This is a genomic window from Pseudocitrobacter vendiensis (genome assembly GCF_943590815.1).
Taxonomy (GTDB): Bacteria; Pseudomonadota; Gammaproteobacteria; order Enterobacterales; family Enterobacteriaceae; genus Pseudocitrobacter; species Pseudocitrobacter vendiensis.
Window position 1 is genome coordinate 21,453 of record NZ_CALSBS010000002.1, and the last position, 23,701, is coordinate 45,153.

Annotated in this window: 24 protein-coding genes; 22 read left to right on the forward strand and 2 right to left on the reverse strand. The window is 51.0% G+C overall.

Annotation, left to right across the window (positions count from 1 at the left end; translation table 11 throughout):
* Positions 1-19 precede the first annotated feature (19 nt).
* From NMC31_RS02410 to NMC31_RS02480, 15 genes are all read left to right on the forward strand, one after another.
* The gene (locus tag NMC31_RS02410; protein WP_253896839.1) at positions 20-1,048 is read left to right on the forward strand and encodes a methionine synthase; all 1,029 of its coding nucleotides are present in this window, start codon (positions 20-22) and stop codon (positions 1,046-1,048) included.
* A gap of 551 nt (positions 1,049-1,599) precedes the next feature.
* Positions 1,600-2,013, forward strand: coding sequence for a DoxX family protein (locus NMC31_RS02415; RefSeq protein ID WP_149461572.1), 414 nt, complete (start codon positions 1,600-1,602; stop codon positions 2,011-2,013).
* Between the two features lie 183 nt (positions 2,014-2,196).
* Positions 2,197-2,934: a gluconate 2-dehydrogenase subunit 3 family protein gene (locus NMC31_RS02420; RefSeq protein ID WP_253896840.1), complete on the forward strand. Its 738-nt coding sequence runs from the start codon at positions 2,197-2,199 to the stop codon at positions 2,932-2,934.
* Between the two features lie 2 nt (positions 2,935-2,936).
* Positions 2,937-4,721 carry a GMC family oxidoreductase gene (locus NMC31_RS02425; protein ID WP_149461574.1) on the forward strand — a complete coding sequence of 595 codons (1,785 nt, stop codon included), beginning with the start codon at positions 2,937-2,939 and terminating at the stop codon, positions 4,719-4,721.
* Between the two features lie 11 nt (positions 4,722-4,732).
* Entirely contained in the window at positions 4,733-6,061 is a 1,329-nt protein-coding gene (locus NMC31_RS02430; RefSeq protein WP_253896841.1) for a c-type cytochrome, read from the forward strand.
* Positions 6,062-6,102: 41 nt separating this feature from the next.
* The gene (gene ccmA / locus NMC31_RS02435; RefSeq protein WP_149461576.1) at positions 6,103-6,726 is read left to right on the forward strand and encodes a cytochrome c biogenesis heme-transporting ATPase CcmA; all 624 of its coding nucleotides are present in this window, start codon (positions 6,103-6,105) and stop codon (positions 6,724-6,726) included.
* Complete coding sequence (gene ccmB, locus NMC31_RS02440; RefSeq protein ID WP_253896842.1) at positions 6,723-7,379, forward strand: heme exporter protein CcmB; 657 nt, start codon at positions 6,723-6,725, stop codon at positions 7,377-7,379. Before ccmA ends, ccmB begins: the two co-directional genes overlap by 4 nt.
* Positions 7,380-7,410: 31 nt before the next feature.
* Positions 7,411-8,148, forward strand: coding sequence for a heme ABC transporter permease (locus NMC31_RS02445; RefSeq protein ID WP_149461578.1), 738 nt, complete (start codon positions 7,411-7,413; stop codon positions 8,146-8,148).
* Positions 8,145-8,378 (forward strand): heme exporter protein CcmD, encoded by a 234-nt coding sequence (gene ccmD, locus NMC31_RS02450; protein WP_253896843.1) that lies wholly within the window; start codon positions 8,145-8,147, stop codon positions 8,376-8,378. Before NMC31_RS02445 ends, ccmD begins: the two co-directional genes overlap by 4 nt.
* The gene (gene ccmE / locus NMC31_RS02455) at positions 8,362-8,829 is read left to right on the forward strand and encodes a cytochrome c maturation protein CcmE (protein WP_253896844.1); all 468 of its coding nucleotides are present in this window, start codon (positions 8,362-8,364) and stop codon (positions 8,827-8,829) included. Before ccmD ends, ccmE begins: the two co-directional genes overlap by 17 nt.
* Positions 8,826-10,787 (forward strand): heme lyase CcmF/NrfE family subunit, encoded by a 1,962-nt coding sequence (locus NMC31_RS02460; RefSeq protein WP_253896845.1) that lies wholly within the window; start codon positions 8,826-8,828, stop codon positions 10,785-10,787. The genes ccmE and NMC31_RS02460 overlap by 4 nt, the downstream gene beginning before the upstream one ends.
* Positions 10,777-11,334 carry a DsbE family thiol:disulfide interchange protein gene (locus tag NMC31_RS02465; protein WP_253896846.1) on the forward strand — a complete coding sequence of 186 codons (558 nt, stop codon included), beginning with the start codon at positions 10,777-10,779 and terminating at the stop codon, positions 11,332-11,334. Before NMC31_RS02460 ends, NMC31_RS02465 begins: the two co-directional genes overlap by 11 nt.
* Positions 11,331-11,789 carry a cytochrome c-type biogenesis protein gene (locus tag NMC31_RS02470; RefSeq protein ID WP_253896847.1) on the forward strand — a complete coding sequence of 153 codons (459 nt, stop codon included), beginning with the start codon at positions 11,331-11,333 and terminating at the stop codon, positions 11,787-11,789. Before NMC31_RS02465 ends, NMC31_RS02470 begins: the two co-directional genes overlap by 4 nt.
* On the forward strand, positions 11,786-12,589 hold the full coding sequence (ccmI, locus tag NMC31_RS02475) for a c-type cytochrome biogenesis protein CcmI (RefSeq protein WP_253896848.1): 804 nt from the start codon (positions 11,786-11,788) through the stop codon (positions 12,587-12,589). The genes NMC31_RS02470 and ccmI overlap by 4 nt, the downstream gene beginning before the upstream one ends.
* A gap of 84 nt (positions 12,590-12,673) precedes the next feature.
* On the forward strand, positions 12,674-13,582 hold the full coding sequence (locus NMC31_RS02480; RefSeq protein ID WP_253896849.1) for a LysR family transcriptional regulator: 909 nt from the start codon (positions 12,674-12,676) through the stop codon (positions 13,580-13,582).
* Between the two features lie 197 nt (positions 13,583-13,779).
* Here NMC31_RS02480 and NMC31_RS02485 read toward each other — a convergent pair whose 3' ends face one another.
* Positions 13,780-14,889 carry an AI-2E family transporter gene (locus NMC31_RS02485; protein WP_149461586.1) on the reverse strand — a complete coding sequence of 370 codons (1,110 nt, stop codon included), beginning with the start codon at positions 14,887-14,889 and terminating at the stop codon, positions 13,780-13,782.
* Between the two features lie 99 nt (positions 14,890-14,988).
* The gene (locus NMC31_RS02490; protein WP_149461587.1) at positions 14,989-15,861 is read right to left on the reverse strand and encodes a LysR substrate-binding domain-containing protein; all 873 of its coding nucleotides are present in this window, start codon (positions 15,859-15,861) and stop codon (positions 14,989-14,991) included.
* Between the two features lie 108 nt (positions 15,862-15,969).
* Between NMC31_RS02490 and NMC31_RS02495 the strand changes: the two genes are divergently transcribed.
* The 7 genes from NMC31_RS02495 (at position 15,970) to NMC31_RS02525 (ending at position 23,677) form a co-directional block, all read left to right on the forward strand.
* Positions 15,970-17,160 (forward strand): MFS transporter, encoded by a 1,191-nt coding sequence (locus NMC31_RS02495; RefSeq protein ID WP_149461588.1) that lies wholly within the window; start codon positions 15,970-15,972, stop codon positions 17,158-17,160.
* A 27-nt stretch (positions 17,161-17,187) separates the two neighbouring features.
* Complete coding sequence (locus NMC31_RS02500) at positions 17,188-19,020, forward strand: FAD/NAD(P)-binding protein (RefSeq protein ID WP_253896850.1); 1,833 nt, start codon at positions 17,188-17,190, stop codon at positions 19,018-19,020.
* Complete coding sequence (locus NMC31_RS02505; protein ID WP_253896851.1) at positions 19,010-20,350, forward strand: hypothetical protein; 1,341 nt, start codon at positions 19,010-19,012, stop codon at positions 20,348-20,350. Before NMC31_RS02500 ends, NMC31_RS02505 begins: the two co-directional genes overlap by 11 nt.
* A gap of 14 nt (positions 20,351-20,364) precedes the next feature.
* A complete protein-coding gene (locus NMC31_RS02510) occupies positions 20,365-20,568 on the forward strand; it encodes a tautomerase family protein (protein WP_149461591.1) in 204 nt (67 codons plus the stop codon).
* Between the two features lie 146 nt (positions 20,569-20,714).
* Positions 20,715-21,356 carry a 2OG-Fe dioxygenase family protein gene (locus NMC31_RS02515; protein WP_253896852.1) on the forward strand — a complete coding sequence of 214 codons (642 nt, stop codon included), beginning with the start codon at positions 20,715-20,717 and terminating at the stop codon, positions 21,354-21,356.
* Positions 21,353-22,585, forward strand: coding sequence for an ATP-grasp domain-containing protein (locus NMC31_RS02520; RefSeq protein ID WP_253896853.1), 1,233 nt, complete (start codon positions 21,353-21,355; stop codon positions 22,583-22,585). Before NMC31_RS02515 ends, NMC31_RS02520 begins: the two co-directional genes overlap by 4 nt.
* Positions 22,586-22,621: 36 nt before the next feature.
* Positions 22,622-23,677 (forward strand): AbrB family transcriptional regulator, encoded by a 1,056-nt coding sequence (locus NMC31_RS02525; RefSeq protein WP_253896854.1) that lies wholly within the window; start codon positions 22,622-22,624, stop codon positions 23,675-23,677.
* Positions 23,678-23,701: the final 24 nt, after the last annotated feature.

Below are 23,701 nucleotides of genomic sequence, written 5' to 3' on the forward strand. Positions count from 1 at the left end.
AAAGAGAAGGTCACCTGTTATGAAAACATTGCTCCCAACCTCGACTGCTGGCAGTTTACCGAAACCGTTATGGCTTGCTCAACCCGAAACCCTCTGGTCGCCGTGGAAACTGCAAAATGAAGAATTAATTGCAGGCAAGCAAGATGCTTTACGTTTATCTCTGGACGATCAATTACGTGCGGGCATTGATATTGTCAGTGATGGCGAGCAAACGCGTCAGCATTTTGTCACCACGTTTATTGAACACCTCAACGGCGTGGATTTTGAAAAACGCGAAGTCGTTAAAATTCGTAATCGCTACGATGCCAGTGTTCCCACTGTTGTCGGCGCGGTTGAGCGTCAAAAACCTGTTTTCGTTGACGATGCCCGCTATCTTCGTCAGCTCACGAAACAACCCATTAAATGGGCGCTGCCTGGGCCGATGACCATGATCGACACGCTGTATGACGCGCATTATAAAAGCCGTGAAAAACTGGCCTGGGAATTCGCCAAAATTCTCAATCAGGAAGCCAAAGAGTTAGAAGCAGCAGGTGTCGATATCATCCAGTTTGATGAGCCGGCTTTTAACGTGTTTTTTGATGAAGTGAATGACTGGGGCATCGCCGCACTGGAAAGGGCCGTTGAAGGGCTGAAATGCGAAACAGCAGTGCACATCTGCTACGGATACGGCATCAAAGCCAACACCGACTGGAAAAAGACGCTGGGATCTGAGTGGCGACAATATGAAGAGGCATTCCCGAAATTGCAGCAATCGACAATCGATATCATCTCGCTGGAGTGCCACAACTCACGCGTACCGATGGATCTGCTGGAGCTGATTCGCGGTAAAAAGGTAATGGTAGGGGCTATCGATGTGGCGACCTCTGCCATTGAGACGGCGGAGGAGGTGGCTGATACCTTACGCAAAGCGCTTCAGTTTGTAGAGGCGGATAAGCTATATCCTTCGACTAACTGCGGGATGGCACCCTTATCTCGCCAGGTGGCGGCGGGTAAACTTAACGCGCTGAGTGCGGGTACGGACATTATTCGCCGGGAGTTACTGGCATAATCGCGTTGGCATATTTCATACAAAAATGAATTGATCGCTTACCAACCTTTTCAGTATCACTTCGCCGAAGATCATTCAACGTGGGTGCCAGGATTAGATGCCTGGCACTAAATTTCATCGTTTGCAATTTACAACCAGTAATGGATTAATTATTATCAATAGTTAATACCTTTGCTATATCCCTTCCGCAATGTCTGGTATTCCAGGTTTCATCCGTATTAGCGTGATAATGATAAAGGGATGAAACTTTTTAATGATGAAATTAATACTGGTTAAATCCCCCCTCGACACAGAAAAATTTCTAAATAGCACTTTTTGCATGTTGAAACGTTAAGGCAATACGGGCTTTGTCAACTAAACTGAGACACTGAGTATACCTAATTGATGTTGTAAGGGAATTCTGAAGGAATAAAATGCGCATGTAAAAAGTAGTGTTATCTAATTCAAGATCGTGCTTTTTACAGGGAGTGGACTTCAATGAAAAAGAAGTGCCATTACTCAATGTCATATAAGGTTATTTTTTAATCTATTGTTTTATCTAGGGAAACATCATGCAGTACTTATCGCTGGACAAATATAAAAATGGCTTCTTGTTGGTTGCTCGTATTTTACTGGCAATCCTGTTTGTGTTATTTGGCTGGCAGAAAATGATGGGGTTCGAGGGCACCGTGGGCTATATGGCATCCGTCGGTGCGCCACTGCCGCAGATTTCCGCGATTATTGCCGTTATTGTTGAGCTGGTGTTTGGGTTACTTATCGTTGCCGGTTATTTCACCCGTCCTTTGGCGCTGCTTTTGGCTGTCTACACCGTTGCAACTGCCATTATTGGTCACCCTTACTGGAGCATGACCGGTATGGATCAGTATATGGCAATGACCAATTTCTTCAAAAACGTTAGCATTTGTGGCGGTTTCTTACTGCTGGCTTTCACCGGCCCAGGCAGCTATTCACTCGATCGCAAATAACAATCGGCAACAATGGTCTATCATTGATGCATAAATAATACCTACAGGCCCATGAGAGGCTGAAAGGTTAATGACTCGTATTGCCATTCGAACGATTTTGTTGGAATGGTAATATTTCTTATTTATGGCTAGGTATTTTCTTATTCGGTAGCGTGTGAAAATTAATTGAAGGGATGTGTGACAATGTCGAGCGAGAAAACAAACAGTTCGAGACGTGACTTTCTGGTCAAGTCGATGACGTTAATTCCTGCGGTCGTGGTGGGCGGCAGCAGTGTTGGCGCCCTGGGGATGGTTGAAAACGCCGTCGCCGCAGAAAGTAAGCCTCACTCAGCGCCCGATCAGGGTGAGTGGACACCACGGTTTTTTAACAGTGATGAATGGGCGTTTGTAAAAGCCGCTGTCGCGCGGCTTATTCCTGCGGATGAGCGGGGCCCGGGCGCGCTGGAAGCGGGCGTACCTGAGTTCATCGATCGTCAGATGAATACGCCATATGCTACTGGCTCCATCTGGTACATGCAGGGGCCATTTAACCCGGATGTGCCGAAAGAGATGGGGTATCAACTTCCTCTGGTGCCAAAGCAAATCTATAACCTCGGCATTGTCGAAGCCAATGACTGGTGTCGCCAGCAGTATGGCAAACCGTTTGCCGAACTGGATGGTGCAAAGCAGGATGCCGCCCTGAGCCAATTTGAATCGGGCGCTGCCAGCTTTAAACAGCTTCCCGCCTCTCTGTTCTTCTCCTACTTACTCCAGAACACCCGTGAAGGATTCTTTAGCGACCCGATTCATGGCGGTAACAAAGGCATGGTGGGCTGGACGCTGATTAATTTTCCCGGCGCACGCGCCGACTTTATGGACTGGGTTGAACGGGGCGAGCGTTACCCCTTCCCGCCAGTATCAATTAATGGGGAGAGGGCATAACGATGGCAACAGTAATGAAAAAAACCGACGCGGTGATTGTCGGATTCGGTTGGGTTGGCGCGATCATGGCCAAAGAACTGACCGAAGCCGGGCTGAATGTGGTGGCGCTGGAGCGCGGCCCGATGCGCGATACCTGGCCGGATGGCGCATATCCGCAGGTTATTGATGAACTGACCTACAACATTCGCCGCAAGCTGTTCCAGGATCTCTCTAAAAGCACTGTCACTATCCGTCACAACAGCAGCCAGACTGCCGTTCCTTATCGCCAGCTTGCGGCCTTCCTGCCGGGGACGGGCGTAGGTGGCGCTGGGCTTCACTGGTCGGGGGTTCACTTCCGCGCAGACCCAGTCGAATTACGTATGCGCAGCCACTATGAAGAGCGCTACGGTAAGAATTTCATTCCCCAGGACATGATCATTCAGGATTTCGGCGTCACCTACGACGAGCTTGAACCCTTCTTCGATAAAGCCGAAAAAGTGTTCGGGACATCGGGAACGGCGTGGACGGTGAAAGGCAAAGTGGTTGGGAAAGATCGCGGCGGAAACCCGTTCGCGCCGGATCGTTCAGACGATTTCCCGCTGCCTGCCCAGAAAAATACCTGGTCTGCACAGTTGTTTGAAAAGGCCGGGCGTGAAGTGGGCTACCACCCGTACAACCTGCCGTCCGCAAATACTTCTGATTCTTACACTAACCCCTACGGCGCGCAGATGGGGCCGTGTAACTTCTGCGGATTCTGTAGTGGTTATGCCTGCTACATGTATTCCAAAGCCTCGCCAAACGTGAACATTTTGCCTGCGCTGCGGATGGAAAAACGCTTTGAACTGCGCACCAATTCCAACGTACTTAAAGTCAATCTGACCGATGATAAAACCCGCGCGACGGGCGTAACCTATGTCGATGCGCAGGGGCGTGAAGTCGAACAGCCAGCCGATCTGGTGATTGTTGGCGCGTTCCAGTTCCACAACGTTCACCTGATGTTACTGTCAGGTATCGGCAAACCGTATAACCCGGAAACCGGAGAAGGTGTGGTTGGGCGTAACTTCGCCTACCAGAACATGACGACGATTAAAGCTATCTTCGACAAAGACACCTTCACCAACCCGTTCATCGGGGCGGGCGGTAACGGCGTCGGTATCGATGACTTTAACGCCGATAACTTTGACCACAGTGAAGTTGGTTTTGTTGGCGGCTCACCGTTCTGGGTAAACCAGGCCGGTACCAAACCGATTTCCGGCCTGCCAGTACCTCCGGGAACCCCGGCATGGGGAAGCAAGTGGAAAGCGGCGGTCGCCGATACCTATACGCACCATCTGTCGATGGATGCCCACGGTGCGCACCAGTCCTATCGTCAGAACTATCTTGACCTCGATCCTAACTACAAAAACATCTACGGTCAGCCGCTGCTGCGTATGACGTTTGACTGGCAGGAAAACGACATCAAGATGGCGCAGTTCATGTTTGACAAGATGGCGCCAATCGCCAAAGCGATGAACCCGAAATACATGCTTGGCAGCCCGAAAAATGCCAACAGCCATTTCGATACCACCAGCTATCAGACCACCCACATGAACGGTGGGGCGGTGATGGGCGAAGACCCGAAAACCAGTGCCGTAAACCGCTATCTGCAAAGCTGGGATGTGCATAACGTGTTCGTCATCGGCGCATCGGCCTTCCCGCAGGGGCTGGGATATAACCCGACAGGGACGGTTGCCGCGCTGGCCTACTGGTCAGCAAAAGCGATCCGTGAACAGTATCTGAGAAACCCGGGCCCACTGGTACAGGCATAAGGAAGGCAACGATGAAAATTCAACTGTTATCGGCGCTGGTGCTGGGCGCGCTGAGCTTCGCAAGCTTCGCGCAGGATGCGTCAACCGACAGCAATCTCATTCGTCAGGGAGAATACCTGGCGCGCGCGGGCGACTGTGTGGCTTGCCACACTAACGGTAAAGACGGGAAACCGTTCGCCGGTGGTCTGCCGATGGAAACACCGATCGGCACCATTTATTCAACCAACATTACGCCGGACAAAAAGAACGGCATCGGCGATTACACCTTCGAAGAGTTTGACGATGCGGTGCGCAAAGGGGTCCGCAAAGGTGGCTCAACGCTGTATCCGGCGATGCCATTCCCGTCGTTTGCTCGCGTGAGCGAAGCGGATATGCGCGCGATGTACGCCTACTTTATGCATGGTGTGGAACCGCAGGCCGAGCCAAATCGCGACTCCGATATCCCGTGGCCGCTCTCCATGCGCTGGCCGCTTTCCATCTGGCGTCTGATGTTTGCGCCAACGCCGAAAGACTTTGTCGTTAATCCCAACGCCGACCCGGTGCTGGAACGTGGTCGTTATCTGGTGGAAGGGCTGGGGCACTGTGGTGCCTGCCATACGCCGCGTAGCCTGACCATGCAGGAAAAAGCCCTGAGCGAAAAAGACGGCGATAACTATCTTTCCGGCAGCAATAGCCCGATTGATGGTTGGGTGGCTTCCAGCCTGCGCGGTGAAAATCGCGACGGGCTGGGTACCTGGAGCGAAGCGGAACTGGCGGAATTCCTGAAAACCGGGCGTAACGACAAATCCGTGGTCTTCGGCGGCATGAGCGATGTGGTGGAACACAGCCTGCAATATCTCTCTGACGATGACATTACGGCGATTTCCCGCTACCTCAAATCCCTGCCTCCGCGCGACGGCAAGCAGACGCCTGCGCCGGTTGAAGACAGCGTGGCGAAAGATTTGTGGAAAGGGAACGACAGCAAGCCTGGCGCATCGCTGTATGTGGATAACTGCGCAGCCTGTCACCGTACCGATGGCGTAGGCTACAAACGTGCCTTCCCGTCGCTGAAAGGCAATCCGGTGGTGCAGACGGAAGATGCCACCTCGCTGATTCACATCATCCTCACCGGCAGCACGACACCGGCAGTGAAAGGGGCCGTCTCCAACCTGACCATGCCGTCATTCGGCTGGCGTCTGGACGATCAACAGGTGGCGGATGTGACCAACTTTATCCGCACCAGTTGGGGCAACAACGCGCCTCCGGTCAGTGCATCGGACGTGGCGAAGGTGCGCAAATCGCTTTCTCACGATGAAAAAGCGATGGGCAACGCCGATATCTCCAAACTACCAACGCCGTAACGGACAAACGGGGAGCCTCGCTCCCCGTTAAAGGGTTTTTCATGCTGCACGCAAATCAACTGACCTGCGTCTACGAGGAACGGGTGCTATTTGAGTCGCTGTCTTTCACGGTGGAGCCCGGGGAAGTGGTGCAAATAGCGGGCGCGAATGGCTCAGGTAAAACCTCTCTGCTACGCCTGTTAGCCGGACTGACTCAGCCTGAAAACGGTGATGTATTCTGGGGGGGAGAACGGCTTTCGCGCGCGCGTGACACGTTCCATCAACAGCTGTTGTGGATTGGGCACAAACCGGGCGTCAAAACCGCGCTCACTGCCGAAGAGAATCTGCGCTTCTTTTATCCGCGTTCAACGCTTGCGGCGCGGGAAACAGCGCTGGCGGCGATAGGTCTGGCGGGTTTCGAAGACTTGCCGCTGTTTCAGCTCTCGGCCGGGCAGCAACGACGCAGCGCGCTGGCGCGGCTGTGGTTAAGCGATGCCGCGTTATGGATACTCGATGAACCGCTGGCGGCGCTTGATGTGTCAGCGATTGAAATACTGACCCGTCGGCTGGAAAAACACGTGCACAGAGGCGGCAGCGTGGTGCTGACCACCCATCAGCCGCTGCGGTCGCTGAACTGCCCGTTACGCGTCTTAACGTTATCCGGCGGGGAGGCGTACGTTTCATGATCCGCACGATTTTTCTCTGCGAGCTGCGTCTGGCCTGGCGGCGAGGTGCGGACATCCTTAACCCGCTGTGGTTTTTCCTGATTGTCATCACGCTGTTTCCCTTTAGCGTTGGGCCGGAAAACGCGCTGCTGGCGCAAATCGCGCCTGGCGTTATTTGGGTTGCGGCGTTGCTGGCCGCGCTGCTGGTGATGGACCGCTTATTTCGCGACGACCTGCTGGACGGTTCGCTGGAGCAGCAATTACTGCTGCCGACGCCGCTTCCGGGCGTGGTGATGGCGAAAGTGCTGGCGCACTGGATGATGACCGGGGTGCCGCTGCTGCTGGTTTCACCGCTGGCGGCGTTGCTGCTGGGTTTGAACGCGCATAGCGCAGGCGTGCTGTTTCTGACGTTATTGCTGGGGACGCCCACGCTGAGTTTTATTGGTTCGGTAGGCGCGGCGCTGACGGTGGGTTTAAAACGCGGTGGCGTTCTACTCAGTTTACTGGTGCTGCCGCTCTCTGTTCCGATGCTGATTTTTGCTTCCGCCGCCTGCGAAGCGGCCGCTGCGGGTCTTCCCGTTGATGGTTATCTCGCGGTGCTGGGCGCTTTTCTGGCGGCGAGCGCGACGCTATGTCCGTTCGCCACCGCTGCCGCATTGCGGCTTTCCGTTTGACGGGCCTGTCTTCACCAGGAAGGGCATTTTTATGTGGAAATTATTACATCAACTGGCGATACCGGAGCGGTTATACACGCTCTGCGGCCGCTGGCTTCCGTGGCTGGCGATGCTCAGCGCGCTGCTGCTGATTGTCGGGCTGGGCTGGGGATTCATCTACGCGCCAGCCGATTATCAACAGGGCGAAAGCTACCGCATTATGTACGTGCACGTCCCGGCCGCAATGTGGTCGATGGGGATCTACGCCATGATGGCGGTGGCGGCGTTCATCGGCCTGGTCTGGCAGATGAAAATGGCGGACTTAACGCTTATCGCGCTGGCTCCTATTGGCGCAGGTTATACGTTAATCGCGCTGGTGACGGGCGCGGCCTGGGGCAAACCGATGTGGGGCACCTGGTGGATCTGGGATGCGCGTCTGACGTCTGAACTGGTGCTGTTGTTTCTCTATGCCGGGATTATCGCCTTGTGGAATGCCTTCGATGACCGACGCCTTGCCGGGCGCGCCGCGGGGATCCTGGCGCTGGTCGGGGTGGTGAATTTACCGATAATTCATTATTCGGTTTTATGGTGGAACACCTTGCATCAGGGCTCAACCAACATGCAGCAGACGATTGATGTCAGTATGCGCATGCCGCTGCGTTTTTGTATTTTCGGTTTTCTGTGTCTGTTTATCACTTTAACGCTGCTGCGTTTGCGCAACCTTATCCTCTGGCAGGAGCGCCGTCGTCCGTGGGTGGCGACGCTCGCAAGCAAAGGAGACGCGCAATGACGCCTGCTTTCTCATCATTTGCCGATTTTCTGGCGATGGGCGGCTACGCCTTTTATGTCTGGCTTTCGCTGGTAACGACGCTGGTGGTGCTGCTGGGGCTGGTGGGGTATTCGCTCTGGCAGCATCACGCATTATTGCAGGCTGTTCGGCGTCAGCAGCGTCGCGAGCAACGGCTTCGCCATGCGCGTGAACACATGAATAAGGAGCAGGTCGATGCAGGCACGCCGTAAAACTCGCCTTTATCTGGTGCTGGCCGTGCTGGCAGGGCTTGGGCTGGCGGTGACTCTGGTGCTGTACGCTCTGAGCACCAACATTGACCTGTTCTATACGCCGGGGGAAATCCTCAACGGCAAAAATGAGACTCAGGAAAAGCCGCATATCGGCCAGCGCTTGCGCGTAGGGGGGTATGTTGAGCCGGGTAGCATCAAACGTGATGATAACACGCTGGATGTCACTTTCCGCCTGTACGACGCGCGCGGCGCGGTCTCAGTGAGCTACAAGGGCATTTTGCCGGATCTGTTCCGTGAAGGGCAGGGGGCGGTTGCGCAGGGTGTCCTTGACAGCGAACGTCATATTACCGCGCAGCAGGTGTTAGCGAAGCACGATGAAAACTACACGCCACCGGAAATTCATAACGCCATGACCACTTCGCCAACCGCGCAAAAGGATACTCGCCAATGATGCCGGAACTGGGCAACTTTTTACTCTGTCTGGCATTAGGGCTTGCGCTGCTGCTGGCGATTTACCCGCTGTGGGGCGCCTATCGCCAGAGCCGCTGGCTGATGGCGCTGGCGCGTCCCTTAAGCTGGGGTCTGTTTTTCGCGATTCTCGCCGCGTTTCTGGTGCTGGTGCACGCTTTCGTGGTCAATGATTTCACGGTGCGCTACGTAGCGGATAACTCTAACGTTGCGCTGCCCGTCTGGTATCGCGTCGCGGCCACCTGGGGCGCGCATGAAGGCTCGCTGCTGCTGTGGGTGCTGTTGATGAGCGGCTGGACCTTCGCCGTGGCGCTGGGCAGTCGCCGGATGCCGCTGGACGCCGTCGCGCGCGTGCTGGCGGTGATGGGCATGGTCAGCGCCGGTTTCCTGCTGTTTATTCTGTTCACCTCTAACCCGTTTACCCGCGGACTGCCGGAATATCCTATTGCAGGGCGCGATCTTAACCCGCTGTTGCAGGATATCGGCATGATCTTCCACCCGCCGTTGCTCTATATGGGTTACGTCGGTTTCTCGGTGGCGTTTGCTTTTGCGATAGCCTCATTACTGGCCGGGCGTCTCGATACCGCCTGGGCGCGCTGGTCGCGCCCGTGGACCCAGGCCGCATGGGTATTCTTAACAATGGGCATCGTGCTCGGGTCAGCATGGGCCTATTACGAGCTGGGCTGGGGCGGCTGGTGGTTCTGGGATCCGGTTGAGAACGCTTCGTTTATGCCGTGGCTGGTGGGGACCGCGCTCATGCACTCGCTTGCCGTAACCGAAAAACGCGGCAGCTTCCGCGCCTGGACAGTGCTGCTGGCGATCAGCGCGTTCTCGTTGTGTTTGCTGGGCACGTTCCTGGTGCGCTCCGGCGTGCTGGTGTCGGTGCATGCTTTTGCCTCCGATCCGGCGCGCGGTATGTTCATTCTTGCGCTACTGGTGCTGGTTATCGGCGGCTCGTTGCTGCTGTATGCCCTGAAAGGCGGCAGCGTGCGGGCGCGGGTGGAACACACATTATGGTCACGAGAATCTTTCCTGCTGGGCAACAACATCTTGCTGATTGCCGCCATGCTGGTAGTGCTGCTGGGTACGCTTCTGCCGCTGGTACATAAAGAGCTGGGGCTGGGCAGTATCTCTATCGGCGAGCCGTTCTTTAATACCCTGTTTACCGTGCTGATGGCGCCTTTTGCGCTGTTGCTGGGCATCGGCCCGCTGGTGCGCTGGCGTCGCGATGATGCGAAAAAGCAGATTAAGCGGCTGGTCATTTCGCTGCTGCTGACGCTGGTGTTGTCCATTGTTCTGCCGTGGTGGCTACAGGACCGCATCGCCGCCATGACGGTTATCGGTCTGATGATGGCGTTGTGGGTCTTTATCTTCGTGCTGATTGAACTGCATGAACGCGCTACCCATCGCCACGGTTTCTGGCGCGGGTTGACGACACTTTCTCGCAGCCAGTGGGGCATGGTGCTGGGGCATATTGGCGTGGCAGTGACCGTCACCGGTATCGCCTTCAGCCAAAGCTACAGCGTCGAGCGCGATGTACGCATGAAGGCGGGCGACAGCATTGATATTCACCAGTATCACTTCGTCTTTAAAGGCGTGCGTGACATTGTCGGGCCGAACTGGTTTGGCGGGGAAGGGGTTATCGAGGTCACTCGCCATGGCCAGCCGGAAGCCACCTTGTATGCGGAAAAACGCTTCTACAGCGCCAGCCGCATGATGATGACCGAAGCCGCCATCGATGGCGGCCTGACGCGCGACCTGTACGCGGCGCTGGGTGAAGAGCTGGATGACGGCAGTTGGGCAGTGCGTCTCTATTACAAACCGTTTGTCCGCTGGATCTGGTACGGCGGCGTGCTGATGGCGCTGGGCGGCCTTTGCTGCATGCTCGATCCGCGCTACCGGATGCGTAAATCACGCCAGGAGGCCAGCCATGACGCGTAAAGCGCTTTTCCTGCCGCTGGCGCTGTTTCTGGCGCTGGCTGTTGCCCTGCTGTGGCAACTGCTGCGCAACGCCGGTGGCGATGACCCAACTTCGCTTGAATCGGCGCTGATTGGTAAGCCGGTTCCTGCTTTTCGTCTTGAATCGCTGAATAATCCTGGCAAGGTGTACGATCGTTCTGTACTGGTTAGTGGTAAGCCGCTGCTCCTCAACGTCTGGGCCACCTGGTGCCCAACCTGCCGGGCGGAGCATCAGTTCCTGAATCAACTCTCTGTGCAGGGCGTGAGAGTGGTGGGGATGAACTATAAAGACGATCGCCAGAAAGCGGTCGACTGGTTGAATCGCCTCGGCAATCCTTACTCATTAAGCCTGTTTGACGGCAACGGTATGCTGGGGTTGGATCTCGGCGTCTACGGCGCGCCAGAGACGTTTCTCATTGATGCTCACGGGGTGATTCGCTGGCGTCATGCGGGCGCGCTGGACGATCGTATCTGGCGGGAGCAACTGGCGCCACTCTGGCGGCAATACAGTAAAGAGGTGTCATCATGAGGCGCTGGATACTCGGTATTGTCGCGCTGCTGCTGGCTTGCAACGCGTTGGCGGCCATCGACACCTGGCAGTTTAAAGATGATGCCCAGGAGCAGACGTTTCGCGAAATCACGTCTCAACTGCGCTGCCCGAAATGCCAGAACAACAGCGTCGCTGACTCCAATGCGATGATCGCCGCCGATATGCGGCTGAAGGTCTATGAACTGTTGCGTCAGGGGCAGAGCAAACAGCAGATTATTGATTATATGGTGGCGCGCTACGGTAATTTTGTTAGCTATGAGCCGCCCGTCACGCCGGGGACGATTGCCCTGTGGCTGATCCCGGCGCTGTTTATCGTGGCGGGCGCGACAGTCGTGGTGACACGCGCCCGGCGGCGCATAACGCAGAGCGATACGCTAAGCGACGCAGAGCGCGAACGCCTGGCTGCCCTGTTAAATAAAGAGAAAAAGCTATGATCCTGTTTTTACTCATCGCGGCGCTATTGCTCACAGCGGCACTCGTGTTGCTGTATTTTCCATGGTCCACGCGTGACGACGTTAATCACGATGCGCTGAACCGCGCGTTTTATCACTCGCGCCTGCGGGAAATTGAGCAGGAAGCGCCTCAGGACAGCGACGCAATGGTGGTGGAACTGCAACGCACGCTGTTGTCGGATATCCCGGAAACGGCCTCGCCGACAGCTCGCCCCCAAAGTCGCTGGCTGCTGTTACCCGGCGCGCTGGCGCTGGTGGTGATTAGCCTCGGCGTGTTTCTGAAAACGACCAATATCGGTGAAGTGCTGACGTTGCGTCTGGCACAAAATGAATTCCCTGGCCTGATGCAACGCGCATTAAACCCTGCTGAGCGTCCACTGCGTACAGATGAAGTGGAACAACTGGCGCTCGGCTTGCGCAGCCACGTTCAACGTGCGCCCGACGATCTGGATGCCTGGCGTTTACTAGGGCGGGTTGGGATGGTGCTTAACAACGGCGACATGGCGATAGGCGCGTATGCCAGAGCGAGCCAGCTCGCGCCAGATAGCGCGGCTATCGCGCTGGATTACGCCGGAGCCTTGCTGTGCACAGGTGATGAGAGCGCAAACCGACAAGGCGAAATGAAGCTGCATGAACTGCTGAAAAAATACCCCGATAGCGTGCGCGCAGCATCGATGAACAGCACCCAGCCGCCGCTCAATCTGTTAAATAACAGCGGAATGCGCTGTGATGTGATGGTACACCGTTTCCTCGATATTCTGGCGCGGGGCGGCAAGCCGTAATACACGTGCAGCCTGACGCGCTGGCGCTTACAATGATTAGCGTTGATTGAACGATGTATTGCGCATCCCGTACCTGGTGGAAGAATGCAGTTAGAAGATATTCGAATATTTGTCACAATCGTAAATATGGGAAGCTTTACGGCAGCGGCGGAACATTTGCAGCTGTCGAAACAATATGTCAGCCGACGCATGGCGGCGCTGGAGAAAAAAGTCGCCGCCCGTCTACTGGTACGTAATACGCGAAAGCTGTCGATAACCGATACCGGGCAGGTTTTTTTCCATCACGCACAGCGGATTCTGGAAGAAGTTCAAGAAGCCGAACAGGTTATTTCTGCCCGTCAGCAAAAACTAAAGGGCTCTTATCGTATTAGTCTGCCGATGATTTATGGCGTGCGACGCCTGGCACCGCTGGTGGTGGAATTTCAGCGTGCACATCCAGAATTATCAATGCACATTGATATGAGCGATCATTACGTCGATGTGGTCGGCGAGGGCTACGATATGGTCCTGAGGATTGGCAACCTGATGGACTCCACGCTAATTGCCCGCTGCTTGGGAAAACTGGCCATGGTGCTCTGTGCCAGCCCGGACTACCTGAAGGTTCACGGTACGCCACGATCATGCGACGATTTAAGTCAGCACAATTGCTTGCTGTACGGGCGCGAAGGACAATTAGGCTGGAAATTAAAATCGGATGGCGCACTTAATACCTTCGCGGTTAAAGGCAGCCTGAGCAGTAACAATGGCGAAGTGATTCGTGACGCCGCCGAGGCCGCTGTCGGCATCGCACTGCTACCCACGTTTATTGTGGAAGATGCGCTGCGTCAGGGCTCACTGGTGCAAATATTAGCGGAATGCTCACCCCCGCATCTGGCACTGAGCGCACTGTATCCCAAACATCGACAGAATAGCGCGGTGACCAGAGTACTGCTCTCTTTCCTGGCCGAACGGGTGGCGGGGATAGTGGATGAAGATGCGGGTGATGAAATATAAATCGCGGTTTATGCGGTTGTATTAGCGCCAGCCTTGTTTCCTGCGACGGATAATAAAGCCAAAACGGCTAAGACCCGTCCAATCCATAACGCTGAACGTAAACCGAACAATTATGGACCGTTCAGTCAAATAATTTTCATAAAATAATCAGTGGTGATGCGCAATCGGCGGCCAAATCACCGCCGATCCCCTGGAACTTACAAATCTGGCCCTTTTTTCCCTTCCTCAATAAACGCCTCGTCGAGTTCTTCGGCATTGCCTTCATGATCGCGGCCAGAGAAAAGATTCCAGCTGGCAAGGAACAGGGCGGCAATGAGTGGGCCGATAACGAAACCATTAATTCCATAAATTTCCATGCCGCCAAGCGTGGTGATCAGAATCAGGTAATCAGGCATTTTGGTGTCTTTGCCGACCAGCAGCGGGCGCAGAATATTGTCGACCAGGCCGACGATAATCACAAAGAAACCAATAATAAACAGGGCTTGCCACAACTGGTGGGTGGCGAACAAATATATCGCCGCCGGAACCCAGACGATGGCAGAACCCACGGCGGGCACCAGCGACAGAAACGCCATCAGTGCGCCCCACAGAATACTGCCGTCGATGCCGACAATCGCAAAGGCGATTCCGCCCAATGCGCCCTGAACAATGGCAACGACCGCCGTGCCTTTCACGGTGGCGCGTGTAACGCCGACAAATTTAGCAAACAGATGCTGCTTCACAAAGTCGGAAAGCGGGAGTGAATCCAGAATCTGATTAACCAGATACGGCCCGTCTTTAAGCAGGAAAAAGAGCAGATACAGCATGATGCCGAAACTGATGGCAAACCCGAAGGTCCCTTTACCAATCAGGAAGGCGCTGCCCGCAAGATATTGCCCACCCTGCAAGGCCACTTCCGAGAGCTTTTTCTGGATCTGCGCCGCGTCATCCAGATTGTGTTCCGTCAGGAACCCACGCGCCCAGTCGGGAAGATGTGAGAAAAGGGCGGCGACCACTTCCGGGAACTGCGTATTGTTTTGCTGGAGTTTGGTGTAAACCACGTTCAATTCGAATGCCAGCGATGACAAAATGATCATCAACGGGATAAAGACGATAAGACAAATAATCACCAGCGTAACCAATGAGGCCAGCCCGTTACGATCCCCCATCGCATCGCGTAATTTGTTTTTCACCGGATAGAAAATTACGGTTAATACTGCCGCCCATAAAATCGCGGAGAAGTACGGCGACAGCACATCGAAAAAGGCCCAGGTTACCAGGGCCAGAATGAAGAGAAAGAAACCTTTAGTAAGTCCATTAAAACGCATTAGTAAATCCTGTAACTGAAAGACTGTATCGACTATAGAACCGTACAGACGATTTACCAAACTAAAAGCCCTCAGGGCACAATAAAGTTGCGAAATACCTTAATGGGCTGACACAAAGGAAACGAAACAATTTAATACCCGGCTAACCTCACGGTTTTTCAGCCATATCATCATGGTATTGACGTTGCCAATGTGCGGAGAAATAGAGTGACAGCGAATAGGGAAACTTGCTTCATACTGCTTTACGACGCTCTCAGGTAAAAGTGCAATGCCCATTCCGGCGCTTACACAACCAAGAATTGCCTGAAAAGAACCAAACTCCAGTGGATCGGCATAATCGACGTTCTGCAGCCGCAACCATTGCCCAAGCCGGGAACGATAATTACATCCTTTCACAAACACCAGCGGCCTTGTCACCTCAAGATCGGCACCTGTTACGACATCACCATGTTCTGCGGCCGTCACCAAAACCAGGGTTTCCTGACACAGCACCTGCGTTTGTAGCCTTGAATTGTCTGTGTGCAAGGCCTGGTGATCAGCGACGAAAGCAATTTCAAGTTCACTATTCAGGATTTGCTGAACCAGCACATCTGTCGGTGACGTTTTTAAGTTCAGCTCGACGGAAGGCATTTCGCGATGAAAGTTTGCCAGCAAGGCAGGAAGCCGGACGGCGGCGGTGGTTTCCATTGCACCAATGCGAAGGGGGCCAGCCACTTTGGTCCCCTGCATGGACAATTCGGCTTCGTCCAGAAGAGCAAGGATTTTATTGGCGTAACGCAGGAGTAGCTCACCTTCAGGGGTGATGTGAAGACGGTTCTTCTCGCGAATAAATAATGACACATCCAGGCTGGATTCCAGTTGCTTGAGTCGGGTGGTGACGTTAGAAGAAACACAGTGCAGGTGGCGGGCTGCTGCGGTGATTGAACCGGTTTCTGCGACAGTTTTAAACAAATTTAATGAGGTACTGTTCATCGTATCTGTTACTCAAAGTGAATGTTTTCGTCATTTTTATTAACTTTTTATTATCATTTCTTTATGTAACATAACAATCAAATCTGATAGACATATTGAGCCTGAAAAATGGATCTTGATCACAATGTTATGGGCCATCGCCAGTTCAGCACGGCTGTCTTCGGCATGATCGTTTTATCGCTGGGGATGGGAATTGGTCGGTTTTTGTATACTCCCATGCTACCGGTGATGTTGCATGAAGGTATTTTTAGTTTTTCTCAATTATCGTTGATAGCCAGCGCCAATTATGCTGGATACCTCGTTGGCAGCCTTTTGTTCTCTTTTGGTATTTTTGGTGGCCTGAGGAATATCAAGGTGATGTTAATTTCTGCAGCATTGGTCACCGGGTTACTTATTTTTGCGATGGCTGTGATCACGCATCCGGATATAGTGATTGCTATTCGATTTATCGCCGGTGTCGCCAGCGCGGGCATGATGATATTCGGATCGATGCTTGTGCTACAGCATACCCATAATCCCTTTGTTATTGCGTCTTTGTTTGCAGGCGTTGGGGTGGGCATTTTTATAGGCAATGAATATGTTATCGCGGGTATCGCATACGCATTAAATTCGAAGTTGCTATGGATTGGCGCGTCAATCATTTCCGCCGTACTCTTCCTCGCGTTGATTATCTTGCTGCCTGCCAACAAACATGTGCTGCCTCCTCAGAAAACAGCGTCGTCATCCGAGCCGAACATCCAGTGGTGGAATTTAGCATTGCTGTATGGGTTGGCAGGTTTCGGTTATATCATTGTAGCCACTTATCTTCCTTTAATGGCCCGCGGAGTCGGCAATGAATTTCTGGCCAATCATATCTGGTCTATTGTTGGGCTTGCCGTTATCCCCGGATGCTATGGGTGGTTATGGGCCGCACGTAAGTGGAGCATATTGTCCTGCCTGACTATTAACTTAATTGTGCAGGCGAGCTGTGTTGTGATGGCATCGTTTATCCATAGTCCTTTTTTATTGACCTTGAGCTGCATTGGCTTCGGCGCAACGTTTATGGGGACCAGTTCTCTCGTTATGCCTCTTGCGAAAAAGATATCTGCGCCTCAGAAAATTAATCTTCTTGGGCTGGTGACGCTGACCTATGGCATTGGACAAATTGCCGGGCCATTAATCGTGAGTGCGTTTCAAAACAATAAAAATGGCATGACTATTTCAATATTGTCTGGCGCTTGTGCATTATTTATCGCAGCAGGGATTAGCTATGTTCAACACAGCAAAATTAAATACTCTCAAAGTTGGAGCAAAGAATGAAAAAAAACAACCGTTGCTATTATAGGAATGGGGCCTCGGGGGCTGAGTATTCTGGAAAGGATTTGTGCTCAGCACGCACAACGCAAACAGAATGAACATATTGACATTGTAATTTTTGATAAAAATGCAATGGGGGTAGGTGCGCATAGCCTATCGCAGCCCGACCATTTATTGGTTAACACGGTTGCCTGTCAGATAACATTATTTGGTGATGCAACGGTAAAAAATGCCGGGCCTTTCCGTTCAGGGCCTTGTTTTTATCAATGGGCTAATGAACAAGGATATAAAAATGTTGATGGCCGGTATTTAAAAGATGTCGCGGGAAAACCAATTGAAGCCAATGATTATTTGCCTCGTCGATTATTAGGTGAGTACTTAAACTGGTTTTATCACGAAATTATCAACACCTTGCCTGATAATATCTCGGTCACTCAGGTAGATCAGCAGGTCAGCAATATTCTGATCCAGGATGACGCAAAGTCGATTATTGTTTTAGATGACAGCCAGCGTAGGGTGGTCGATTATGTCTATTTGACCACAGGTCACAGTGACAATGTTAAAACGTTTGATGACCATCTGGTTGAACGATTTATTGCCAATAATTATAAAAAGAATGAGCGTCTGGACTACTACGCGACGCCTTATCCAATAATTAATTTAAATAAAATTACAGCGCAATCGAATGTGATTATCCAGGGCATTGGCCTGACTGCCTATGATGTCATTTCGCAGTTAACTATCGGCAGAGGGGGAAGATTTAGCCGGGAAGAAGGTGAGCTTCGCTATCACCCTTCGGGTGAGGAACCGGGGATCTTTATCTACTCACGTCAGGCTCTACCATTTAGCAGTCGCGGTGCGAATCAAAAAGGCGTCTCCGGCCAGTATTCACCACGCTTCTTAACGGCAATGGCTGTCAGAGAGTTGCGGGTGAAAAATGTGTTTGAGAAGGGCTCTTCGAAAATTGATTTTATTGAACAAATATTCCCCTTACTGCATAAAGAAATGTGTTATGCCTACCGCTCTACCCTAAACGGGCAGTGGTTAGATGCAGTTTCTTATGAACCAAGTGCTGAAGATATTGCGGTAATTGACAGTGTGCTTTACCCACATCAATCGCAGGAGCATCTGAGTTTAAAAGATTATACGCAATGGTTTATGTATTTCCTGCGTAAGGATCTACAGGAGTCTGAGCAAGGCAACGTCCATGGCCCGATCAAAGCGGCGACAGACATTATTCGTGATGTCAGGGATATTTTGCGTGAAGCGATTGATAATTCAGGACTTGACTCACGTTCACATCAATACTTCCTTGAGCATTTTAATCCGATTTTTAACCGTATTGCCGTTGGCCCGCCAAAGTTAAGAAATGAACAATTACTAGCATTAATGGAAGCGAATGTAGTGTGTCTGGCTGGTGGCAAAGACTCAAGATTAGTATTGAACGACTGCGAAGGAAAATTTGAAGTTCATTCAACGTTCAAAGAAGAGAGTACTGAGATTCAGGCTGATGTTTTAATCAAGGCGAAAATTGCCAGTTTTTCGCCATTACATGACGCTTCACCGTTAATCAGAAATATGACAGCCAATGGTATTGTTCGTCCATTTATGAATGAGGGATACCATCCGGGTGGGCTGGATATCGATCAATGCCAGCATCCCATTAATCGCATGGGAGAAGCGCAGACGACTTTTTGGGTGCTGGGCAACCCTGCGGAAGGCGCGAATTTTTACACCTACGTCCTGCCGCGTCCGCTGGTAAATTCGCGATTCCTGGTCGATGCAGGCCGTTGTGTCGCTGATATGTATCATCAAATGACGTTGCGCCATGTTCAGCCTGAGGTGGCGATAAATGCAGACTGAGCAAATTCAGGCCCGTGGTACGGCGTGGCAATCATTGCAATCCACATTAGCGATAACGTCGTTGATGGTGTTTCTGTTCGCGTGTGCGCTGACGGAAAAATTTGAGTGGATGTCGGCTATTGCGGTGGTTACCATTGTGCTCTATTTCGCATCTACATTTGCGTTTTGGTCCAAAAAATCATCCGCCAGAAGTGGTGTTATTATTTTTCTTGGTTCGATGATTTTTATTCTTGCAACTAACAATCTGAAAGGCATTGCGCTTCCTGCTGTTTTTTCGCGATATTTTGATGTTATTTTACTGCTTGTTGGTATTGCCTTATTGCGACAAGTGATGGCTTCTCTTAATTTCACGGCTGTCATGGGGGCTTACTTTTCGCGTAAAAAAACATCGAACATGACCTCCTGGGTGACGTTACTAACGGCTTTCTTAACATGGCCGATGAGTCTGGGGGCGATATCATTACTGCTTGATGGCCTTAAGTCAGTTATTGGGTCGAGATTTAATCTGGCAAAAATTATTACCCGAACCGTATGCATTACGATGGTACTGATGCCAACGACCATCGGCGCTGCCGCTGTTTGGGCGGCAATGCCTGACGTTCCGCATGTTAAGGCAATGCTGGTGGGTATCCCTCTCTTTTTATTCAGTATCTTGCTAAACCAACGCGCTAAAGTGACGGTTATTGCTGAGAAGGAGACGGTGAGACCCAACCGTGAAGCGATGCGGTATATCATGCTATGTGTAGGTCTGTTCTGGGGAGTATTCATTTTTTCACTAACGGTACTGAATCTCAATTCACTGCAAAGCATTGCCTTCACAGCCGTCGTGCTCTTTATCATCGATCACCTGGTTAAAAAGGATAAACCCTGGGCTGAGCAATTAACTGAATCGGCACAGAATATATCCGGTGAAGTCTTGTTGCTTTTAAGCTGTAGTGTGTTGACCTCAGTTTGCTGGCTGCTTTTTGCGCATGTGCCTGACACCATCACGGCTTATGTTCACGGTCTGACAACATTGCAGATCTACGCGATTATTTTGTTTATCGTACCGCTTTTTGGTTTATTAGGTATCCATCCCCTGATTATCTTTAGCGTCGCATGGTCGATATTTTCAGACTATTTGACAGGCAGTATGGTTGATTATCAGATATGGATTTGTTTATTTATTGCAACTCAACTTATTTCTCCCGTGTCGATAAATGCAATTTTCGCGGCAAACAGCCTGAATGTTTCACCCAGTCAAACCAGCTTTAAAATGCACTACGGTTATGTTTTATCGTTTAATCTCTTTGCACTTGTTTATCTTGGTGCAATGTCAAAAATCATCTAATAACAGGAGTTAACATGCCCTACGTAAACATCAAAATTACTAATGAAGGTGCTACCGTTCAGCAAAAGAAACAATTAATGGAGGGGGTCACACAACTGTTGGTTGATGTTCTGAATAAAAACCCCAGCACAACCATTGTGGTCATTGATGAGGTAGAGACTGACAACTGGGGAATTGGTGGTGTGCCAGTGACGGAGTTGCGTAAAAACAGCAAGTAAAGCGTTAAAAAAGTAAGGAGCGTGTCTCCTTACTTTTGCTCACAGATCAACAGTATAAAAGAACCTGCAATATCACTTATTGTCGGGTATGCATTTCATACCTTATTAATAGACTGCTCAACCTATTGTTTTTAAGGACGTTAGCTATGCACGCTTATCATCATATTCGTCTGGGGAAATCGTCTGCGAAAGTAAAAAATAGCTTTGCTGAGTTATTACCCGATCCGTGGCTGAAAGCTGAAGATGGCATCTTTCGATTCAGAAGTTATATGCAGGCCAAAGCCGGGCGTGAAAAGTATTTCGATCTGTGCGCGGCGGGAGAGTTTTTCCAAACAGAAAAGCTGAATCATTATGCCGGTGGTATTGCCAGAAAATATCCTGAAATAAAAAAAGATGTGGCTGAAGAAGTGATGAATCTGGTTTTTCGTAAACTATTGCCACTACTTCATGACACAAATTACAACATTGGTATTCATCAAATTAGAATCACTACAGATGATCGAAAGCCAGGATATCCAGCGCCAGAAGGTATTCATAAAGATGGTTTTAAGTATATTGCAATTTACTGCAGTGAAATTGAGAATATAACAGGTGGAGACACCACACTGATCCCTAATCATGATGGGGGCAATGATGCATCAACATTTAAACTGCATGCGGGTGATGCAGTAATATTCAATGATGTGAATTATCAGCATTATACCGCGGCAGTGGTGCCTTTGTTACCCGGGAAGGGTTATCGGGATGTTTTTGTGATTACGTTTGATATTGAAGGGGAAAAACAATGAATATTTTACTGTGTCCACCAAAGATTATTTTTCAGCACTCACGGGAAGAGTGGCAATCATTACAGGCAGTAACTCCGGTTCTGATTGCAACCTGTGCAAGCCAGACTGATAATATTCTTAATCATATGGGAGAAGGTTTTTCTTTCCTCTTTTATGAAAACTTTAATGATAATCCCTTCGTGGAAATGGATATTTACCACTACGCTCAGGCGAATAAAGCAACGGGTATCTTTTTCCTCGCCGAAATTGATGTGCTAAGGGCCGCGAGAATCAGCGATCGTCTGGGTTTAACCCACGACCGTGAAAATAAAGCCATGTTATTCCGTGATAAGTTTATGATGAAATCGCTTGTTCAGTCTCATCACTTACCGGTTCCTGCCATGGCGCGCGTCGACAGTGCAACTGCAATTGCGCGATTCATCACTGAACAAGGTTATCCCTGTGTGATCAAACCTAATGATGGGCGTGGGTCGCAGGGTGTGGTGGTTCTCAAAAATGAAGGGCAGCTCTATAAATATCTGGCACAGGTTAAGCCGCCAGAGTATCACAATCTGCTTATTGAGAAATTTGTTGAAGGCGAAGCCTATCAAATTAACGCGCTGTATTTAAAAGGGAAGCCAATATTTGTTTCCGCCTCTCGTGCAACGGTATCCTGCCTGGATTTTCTGTCCGGGAAAACGTTGGGTTTGGTGATGGAAGATGATACGCCGTTGCACCGTGAACTGATTGCCTACACCAAATATCTTGCTGAAGAGGTTTTTCCAACGGAAGAAAATGCGTTGCTTCATCTTGAGGTTTTTGTCGATAAAGATAACAACATCATTTTTGGTGAGCTTGCCTGCCGTTTAGGCGGCTGCTTTGTCAATGAGGAATTAGGTACCGCTTTTGGTCTTGATCCTCGTATGACGTGGCTTAAAGCGTGTTTATGCGAAATCTATCCGCAGGATATGTCGCAAAGGCAACCCGTTCTGCGGGTTGGTCAATTAAATGTGCCGCCTGCGCAGGGCACGCTTCTTTCGATTGCGGAAAAATGTCCGTTACCTTTTGTGGTTAAATATCAGGCAACAGGTATCGTCGGCCGGCAATATGACATGATGAAGTTAACAAATGGCGAGATCGTGAGTGCTATTGTTAAAGCGGAATCCAGCCGAGAAATCAAAGAACGTCTTGATGCATTGACCCAGTGGGTTACTGAAAATACCCTTTGGGTTAACGAAACCGTCCACTGAATATTCGACATTCCCGGTAACCAGGAGAAAAGGTGTATGAAATTGCTGGTAGGCTTTGTTCTTTGTCTCCTGGTCGGGGTGGGTTTTACCTGGTGTCATGTTCCGTTAGGTATGATGTTTGGTTCCCTTATTACCGTTCTGGTGTTAAAACGTACCGGCCTTTCTGTGCCAGTGCTTCCCGGCAGCATGACGGTGATTCAACTCTCTCTTGGCACCTCGATTGGTCTTTTATTTCGCGATTTTTCCTTTGGGGCCCAGGAAAACATCGCATTTTTACTGCTGTTGTTATTGCTGTGCTTATCCCTGCAATTTACTGCGTGCTACTTATGGTGTATTCACCGATTACGCTGGAATAAAGAAGAGGCCCTATTGGGTGCCGTTCCGGGGGCAATGGCAGCGGTTTTAGCGTTGGCTTCTCATATTAAAACACCGCCGCAAAAAATTATCATTTCGCACTCACTGCGGCTCATCACTTTGACGTTGTTTGCCGGATACATTACTGGCGGCGCACACACCAGTATGGTCATGCCGCCTGTATTGTTTGCCACAACGAATGTACTCTGGTTATTGGGCATTGTCTTCGCGGGCTACGCGTTAGGCAGGTGTCTTGAGCGCTTTCATTTTCCAGCGCCCTTTATGATTACGTCGTTATTATGTGCGGCGATCCTGCACCCTTTGTCACCTCAGACGGTAATGTTCCCCGATATTATAAATCAGTTCAGTATGGCCTTAATGGGCATATTGTTGGGGCATCATTTTATTGCATTTACGTTGATGGCCTTTTTGCGTCACCTCTGGTCCTCAATACAGCTGATTGCTATTGGGCTGGGCGTGACGGTGGTGATGGCATTGACTGCGGCGCATATGCTGGATTACCCCTTCTATTTATTAATGCTCTCCTGGGTTCCCGGAAGTGTGGAGTCGATGTCCTTTGCGGCACTGGCACTTAACGCGAATGCCAGTTTTGTGATGGCCAATCACATCATTCGAATGTTGCTCATCCAGACGATTCCGGCAATTGTTATTTATCGAAAAAAAGAAGTTATTCAGGGTAATAGCGCTAAAATGCGTAAACCGACGAAGCCACTTTAGGGTTTTGCTCATGACCGAGTTGAG

Coding starts and splice junctions, on each gene's coding strand:
- NMC31_RS02415 (WP_149461572.1), top strand. CDS start 1,600: ATGCAGTACTTATCGCTGGACAAATATAAAAATGGCTTCTTGTTGGTT.
- NMC31_RS02500 (WP_253896850.1), top strand. CDS start 17,188: ATGGGGCCTCGGGGGCTGAGTATTCTGGAAAGGATTTGTGCTCAGCAC.
- NMC31_RS02480 (WP_253896849.1), top strand. CDS start 12,674: ATGCAGTTAGAAGATATTCGAATATTTGTCACAATCGTAAATATGGGA.
- NMC31_RS02420 (WP_253896840.1), top strand. CDS start 2,197: ATGTCGAGCGAGAAAACAAACAGTTCGAGACGTGACTTTCTGGTCAAG.
- NMC31_RS02520 (WP_253896853.1), top strand. CDS start 21,353: ATGAATATTTTACTGTGTCCACCAAAGATTATTTTTCAGCACTCACGG.
- NMC31_RS02460 (WP_253896845.1), top strand. CDS start 8,826: ATGATGCCGGAACTGGGCAACTTTTTACTCTGTCTGGCATTAGGGCTT.
- NMC31_RS02430 (WP_253896841.1), top strand. CDS start 4,733: ATGAAAATTCAACTGTTATCGGCGCTGGTGCTGGGCGCGCTGAGCTTC.
- ccmA (WP_149461576.1), top strand. CDS start 6,103: ATGCTGCACGCAAATCAACTGACCTGCGTCTACGAGGAACGGGTGCTA.
- NMC31_RS02410 (WP_253896839.1), top strand. CDS start 20: ATGAAAACATTGCTCCCAACCTCGACTGCTGGCAGTTTACCGAAACCG.
- NMC31_RS02505 (WP_253896851.1), top strand. CDS start 19,010: ATGCAGACTGAGCAAATTCAGGCCCGTGGTACGGCGTGGCAATCATTG.
- NMC31_RS02485 (WP_149461586.1), bottom strand. CDS start 14,889: ATGCGTTTTAATGGACTTACTAAAGGTTTCTTTCTCTTCATTCTGGCC.
- NMC31_RS02470 (WP_253896847.1), top strand. CDS start 11,331: ATGAGGCGCTGGATACTCGGTATTGTCGCGCTGCTGCTGGCTTGCAAC.
- ccmB (WP_253896842.1), top strand. CDS start 6,723: ATGATCCGCACGATTTTTCTCTGCGAGCTGCGTCTGGCCTGGCGGCGA.
- NMC31_RS02515 (WP_253896852.1), top strand. CDS start 20,715: ATGCACGCTTATCATCATATTCGTCTGGGGAAATCGTCTGCGAAAGTA.
- ccmI (WP_253896848.1), top strand. CDS start 11,786: ATGATCCTGTTTTTACTCATCGCGGCGCTATTGCTCACAGCGGCACTC.
- NMC31_RS02445 (WP_149461578.1), top strand. CDS start 7,411: ATGTGGAAATTATTACATCAACTGGCGATACCGGAGCGGTTATACACG.
- NMC31_RS02490 (WP_149461587.1), bottom strand. CDS start 15,861: ATGAACAGTACCTCATTAAATTTGTTTAAAACTGTCGCAGAAACCGGT.
- NMC31_RS02525 (WP_253896854.1), top strand. CDS start 22,622: ATGAAATTGCTGGTAGGCTTTGTTCTTTGTCTCCTGGTCGGGGTGGGT.
- ccmE (WP_253896844.1), top strand. CDS start 8,362: ATGCAGGCACGCCGTAAAACTCGCCTTTATCTGGTGCTGGCCGTGCTG.
- NMC31_RS02495 (WP_149461588.1), top strand. CDS start 15,970: ATGGATCTTGATCACAATGTTATGGGCCATCGCCAGTTCAGCACGGCT.
- NMC31_RS02465 (WP_253896846.1), top strand. CDS start 10,777: ATGACGCGTAAAGCGCTTTTCCTGCCGCTGGCGCTGTTTCTGGCGCTG.
- NMC31_RS02510 (WP_149461591.1), top strand. CDS start 20,365: ATGCCCTACGTAAACATCAAAATTACTAATGAAGGTGCTACCGTTCAG.
- NMC31_RS02425 (WP_149461574.1), top strand. CDS start 2,937: ATGGCAACAGTAATGAAAAAAACCGACGCGGTGATTGTCGGATTCGGT.
- ccmD (WP_253896843.1), top strand. CDS start 8,145: ATGACGCCTGCTTTCTCATCATTTGCCGATTTTCTGGCGATGGGCGGC.